General features: G+C 41.6%; 2 protein-coding genes. Both read right to left on the minus strand.

Translation table 11 applies throughout. The annotated features are described in order from the left end of the window. The coding region (locus R7Q09_RS24580; protein WP_318143752.1) for an ATP-binding cassette domain-containing protein at positions 1–230 on the minus strand (230 nt) is incomplete at its 3' end. A gap of 348 nt (positions 231–578) precedes the next feature. After that, positions 579–948: BBE domain-containing protein (locus R7Q09_RS24585; protein WP_318143753.1), on the minus strand; the 370-nt coding region annotated here is incomplete at its 5' end.

The following is a 948-nucleotide window of genomic DNA, read 5'->3' on the forward strand; positions in this document are numbered from 1 at the left end:
CCTTGCTTTTCTTTGATTTCAGCCGAGAAATCAAAGACGTCATTAGCGATGTTTAGTTTGCCGTTATCCGCCCCTTCCAAAAGGTTTAGAACACGTAATAAAGAACTCTTTCCCGCGCCGCTTGGGCCCAGTAACACTAGCGTTTCACCGTTTTCACAATTGAAACTCACATCGTGAAGAACTTGTGTATCACCGTAGGATTTGTTGATTCTGCTTACCTGAATACTCATGCTGCAATACCGCATTAATTGTCACTTGGCATTCATATTACCAACAAGGAGTTTTTATGCAATAAAAATGTATAAAAATTTAATTTGTTAACTTTTTGTATAAGAAACGAACAGCGAGATAGAGAATATGACTGGTTTGATGAGTGTGGTTTTTACAGAATTTGTTGATCAAAAAAGCCAGCTTACTTGCTGGCACTTATCTAACCTTGCATATATCGATAACCCCCAGAAAATTATGAAATAGTTCAGGATTGAATACCGGACAAGAATACGTAGCTTTGACCGTGGCTACGTATTCTTGAGTTACCAAACAGATACAACATAACGAAGAACAGAATATCGAGTCACTCACTCTGGCTTGATGTTCTGATTCATTCTGAACAAGTTATTTGGATCAAACTTCTTCTTCACTTCTTGCAAGCGCGCATACGTTGGGCCATAGGCGGATTCAGTACGTTCGGCTTCATCTTGCGTTAAGAAGTTAATGTACGCACCGCCACTGGCATACGGTTTGGTTTTGGCAAAAAAGTCTCTCGCCCACGCGATACAAGCTTGGTCATCTTCTGCGGAGTCCCATCTTCCGTGCACATTTAATACGTAATTAGCGTCACGGCTAGAATAAGCCATAGATTCAGGTTCTGGTCTAGATGCCGCACAGCCAAGAGAGGCGATAAAAATCTCGCATTGAGGCGATGGCAACTTCCCTGCGTATTCTATC

The organism is Vibrio sp. 2130-1 (assembly GCF_033339515.1).